The sequence below is a fragment of the Streptomyces sp. 15-116A genome, from assembly GCF_025290915.1.
In the GTDB taxonomy this organism is placed as follows: Bacteria; Actinomycetota; Actinomycetes; order Streptomycetales; family Streptomycetaceae; genus Streptomyces.
On sequence record NZ_JAOCQE010000441.1, the window covers coordinates 1 to 3,278 of the forward strand.

General features: G+C 73.6%; 3 protein-coding genes and 1 pseudogene. 1 reads left to right on the top strand and 3 read right to left on the bottom strand.

The window, feature by feature from the left end:
- Together N4P33_RS34020 and N4P33_RS34025 are read right to left on the bottom strand one after the other, a co-directional pair.
- Positions 1 to 1,080 (bottom strand): hypothetical protein (locus N4P33_RS34020; protein ID WP_260830787.1); only part of this gene is annotated, 1,080 nt, incomplete at its 3' end.
- On the bottom strand, positions 1,031 to 2,068 hold the full coding sequence (locus N4P33_RS34025) for a phosphatase PAP2 family protein (protein WP_260830788.1): 1,038 nt from the start codon (positions 2,066 to 2,068) through the stop codon (positions 1,031 to 1,033). The genes N4P33_RS34020 and N4P33_RS34025, both read right to left, overlap by 50 nt.
- A 192-nt stretch (positions 2,069 to 2,260) precedes the next feature.
- Here N4P33_RS34025 and N4P33_RS34030 point away from each other — a divergent pair, with 192 nt between their 5' ends.
- Positions 2,261 to 2,857, top strand: coding sequence for a histidine phosphatase family protein (locus N4P33_RS34030; RefSeq protein WP_260830789.1), 597 nt, complete (start codon positions 2,261 to 2,263; stop codon positions 2,855 to 2,857).
- Positions 2,858 to 2,875: 18 nt separating this feature from the next.
- On the opposite strand, the pseudogene N4P33_RS34035 reads toward N4P33_RS34030, so the two are convergent.
- Positions 2,876 to 3,278, bottom strand: a pseudogene (locus tag N4P33_RS34035) (hypothetical protein); the annotation flags it as partial.

The window sequence follows — 3,278 nt, forward strand, 5'->3', positions numbered from 1 at the left end:
CGCGCGGCGCAGTGCGGCGACCGCGGGGTCGTCGGGGTCACCGGCCTCGCCGCGAGCCGCCGCCAGGACGTCCTCGACGGTCGTCAGACCGCCCAGCTCGGCGCGCACCGGGCGGCCCAGGCACGTCACCGCACCGGCCGCCCGGGAGCGGTCCCGGCAGTGGAAGGCCAGCTCGCAGGCCGACAGGCACTCGGGCGCGTACGTCGCCGGGACCGCCTCCACGGCCGCCGTCAGCTGCTCGGCGGGCAGCTCGGGCGAGAAGCAGACGCCTTCGGGGAGCGTGTCGGCGATGTCCTCGATGCGGGTGAGCCGCGTCAGCTGCCGGGCCGTCACCGCGCGCTGCTTGCGGACGTCCACGGCGGAGGCGGTGGGCAGGTTGGAGAAGTCCTTGGGGCAGACCAGCAGGATGCGGTGCCGTACGCGCGCGGGAAGGCCGGTCTTCGCGGCGACCTCCTCCAGCGCCAGCACGTACACCGCCGCCTGGCGGGCCGCCGCGCCGACCTTCGCCGGGTCCGCGGAGCCGTCCAGCATCGGGAACGACTTGATCTCCACGACCGTCCAGCTGCCGTCCGGGTGCACGATCACCGCGTCCGGCTCCAGGAAGGCGGGGGAGCCCGCGACGTCGAGCGCGAGCATCGGGTGGTCGAGCAGCGTCCAGACGCCCGCCGCCTCGGTGGCCTCGCGCAGCGCCAGCTCCGTACGCGCCGCGCGCCCCTCGGGGCCCTGCGCGGTCAGGTCCGGCACGCGCGCGTCGGCGGGCGGCTCGGCCGAGCGGTCCAGCTTCTCGTGGGCCAGCCGCAGCAGCTCCGTGCCGCCGTCGGCCTTGACCTTCGCCTCGAAGGCATTGCCCCGCACGAAGGCGAACTGCGACTGGCCGAAGACCGACGGGGAGCCCAGCGCGCTCGCGAGGGCCGCCTTGTCCACCCCGGCGCCGTCGAGGATCGCGCGCCGCTTGCAGCCCGGGTTGGCGGCGAGGGCGGCCAGGGCGCGCGCGTCCAGCGCCTTGGCCGGTACCTCCGGGCCGCGCAGCTCAGCGAGCCGGTGCCGCAGCGCCTTCCCCCGCGTCCGAGGGGGAGGCACCTGGCTCGGCTCCTGGTTCGAACCGTGACGCTCGCTGCCGTGGAATTCGCTCACCCGCGGAAGTCTGGCATCCGGCACTGACAATCTGTGAACCCGTGCCGGAAGTGTCCGCCGTGACGGGGGCGGGGGCGGCTGCGGAGGCCGGGGAGGCGGCGGTCGCGGTGGCGGGTGCGGCAGCGGGCGCCGAGTCCGGGCCGGCGGTGGGCTTCGCGGCCGTGCGGAGGCTGAGCTTGACGCGGTCCGCGGTCCGCATCACGAACGGCGCGAGCAGCAGCCCGGCGCCCATCACGGCGGCACCGGCGAGCGCGTCGAGGAAGTAGTGGTTCGCGGTGCCCATCACCACGATCGTCGTCACCAGCGGATACACCACGGCGGCGATCTTCGACAGACGCGTGGTGCCGTACTTCCAGAGGATCACACCGCACCACAGGGACCAGCCGACGTGCAGGCTCGGCATCGCCGCGTACTGGTTGGTCATCCCGCCCAGGCCCCGCGGGGCGCTCGCCTCGCCGCCCCACCAGCCCCAGGTGCTGTACTGCGCCATCGTGTCCACGAAGCCGTGGCTCGCGTCGAGCAGCCTCGGCGGGCAGGTGGGCAGCAGGGTGAAGCCGATCAGGCCGATGAACGTGGACGTCATCAGCCAGGTGCGCGCGGCCCGGTAGCGCACCGCGCGGGAGCGGAACAGCCAGACGAGGAGCGCGGGCGTCACCAGATAGTGCAGCGAGGCGTACCAGAAGTCGGCGGGTATGCCGATCCAGGCCTCGCGGGTGAAGAGACGGTTCAGCGGGGTCTCGGCGTCGAGATACAGCGCCTTCTCGATGCGCAGGATCGCCAGGCCGTGGTCCACGGCGTCCGAGACGTCGCCCCGCACGATCAGGCGGCCCGCCGAGTAGCAGGCGTACACCAGGACGATCAGCGGCAGCTCGGTCCACCAGCGCAGCCGGGTCGCCGGGGCGCCCTCGGTGCCCGGTTTCTCGGTGTGCGGCATCCGATCGCCCTCCCCCTCATTCCCTCATGGCGGCCCCTCGGCGGTCAGCCACTCTACGGTGTTCGAACGCGGCCCCCGTGGGCGCCCTCGGCCCTGATAGACGCAGAGATCGCCCGTCGGGTTGCTCTGGAACAGCGTGCGCGATGATGGGGGAATCCCGCCTGCGATTTTCGTCCCGGAAGGTCCCCTCTCATGGCACCGCGCATCCTGCTGGCCCGGCACGGACAGACCGAGTGGTCGCTGTCCGGCAGACACACCGGCAGGACCGACGTACCTCTCCTCGAGGAGGGGCGGCGTGGGGCCAAGCTGCTCGGCGAGCGGCTGCACGGGGCGCCGTTCGAGGGGCTGCCCGGTGTGGAGGTGCGCACCAGTCCGCTGGCACGCGCGCGTGAGACCTGTGAACTGGCCGGCTTCGGCGAGCGCGCACGGACCTGGGACACGCTGCTGGAGTGGGACTACGGGGCGTACGAGGGCATGACCCCGGCCGAGATACAGGCGCTGCGTCCCGGCTGGCTGATCTGGCGCGACGGTGTCCCCGGCGGGGAGACCCTCGCCGAGGTGACCGCCCGCGCGGACGAGGTGGTGGCCTGGGCGCGCTCCACCGACCGGGACGTGCTGGTCTTCGCCCACGGGCACATCCTGCGGTCGATCGGCGCGCGCTGGCTGGGCCTGCCCCTCGACTTCGCGGCGCGCATCCGCCTCAATCCGACCTCGCTGTCCGTCCTGGGCTGGGCCTACGGCGAACCGGCGATCGAGAGCTGGAACGACCTGGGGCATCTGGCGGGCTGACCCGCGAGGTCTCCTCGGTCACACTCCAAGCGGCAGCGCGGCGTGGCGGTCCAGAAAGGCTGAGACTCCTGAGGCCCGGCGGTGGGGGAGGAGGACTCGGGCCGTGCCGGCCAGCATCGTGTGGACGCGGGACGACTGGACCTCGGTCAGGAGGTCCAGGACGCGCATGCCCGCCGCCGCCGCCTCGTCGGGGCGTCCGCCGCGGGCCAGGTCGTCGGCCAGCTCCGCCGTGTACAGCGCGATGTTGCGCGTGAAGTGCGGGTCCTGGAGTTCCGCCGCCCGGCGCGCGTGCCGGGCCGCGCGCGGCCAGTCGCCGAGCGTCGACCAGCACTGCGCCTCCAGACCCTCCAGCTCGGCCTCGCCGTAGAAGCTCATCCACTCCGGGTCGGCCTCCGATGGGCCCCGCTCGAAGTACGCCTGC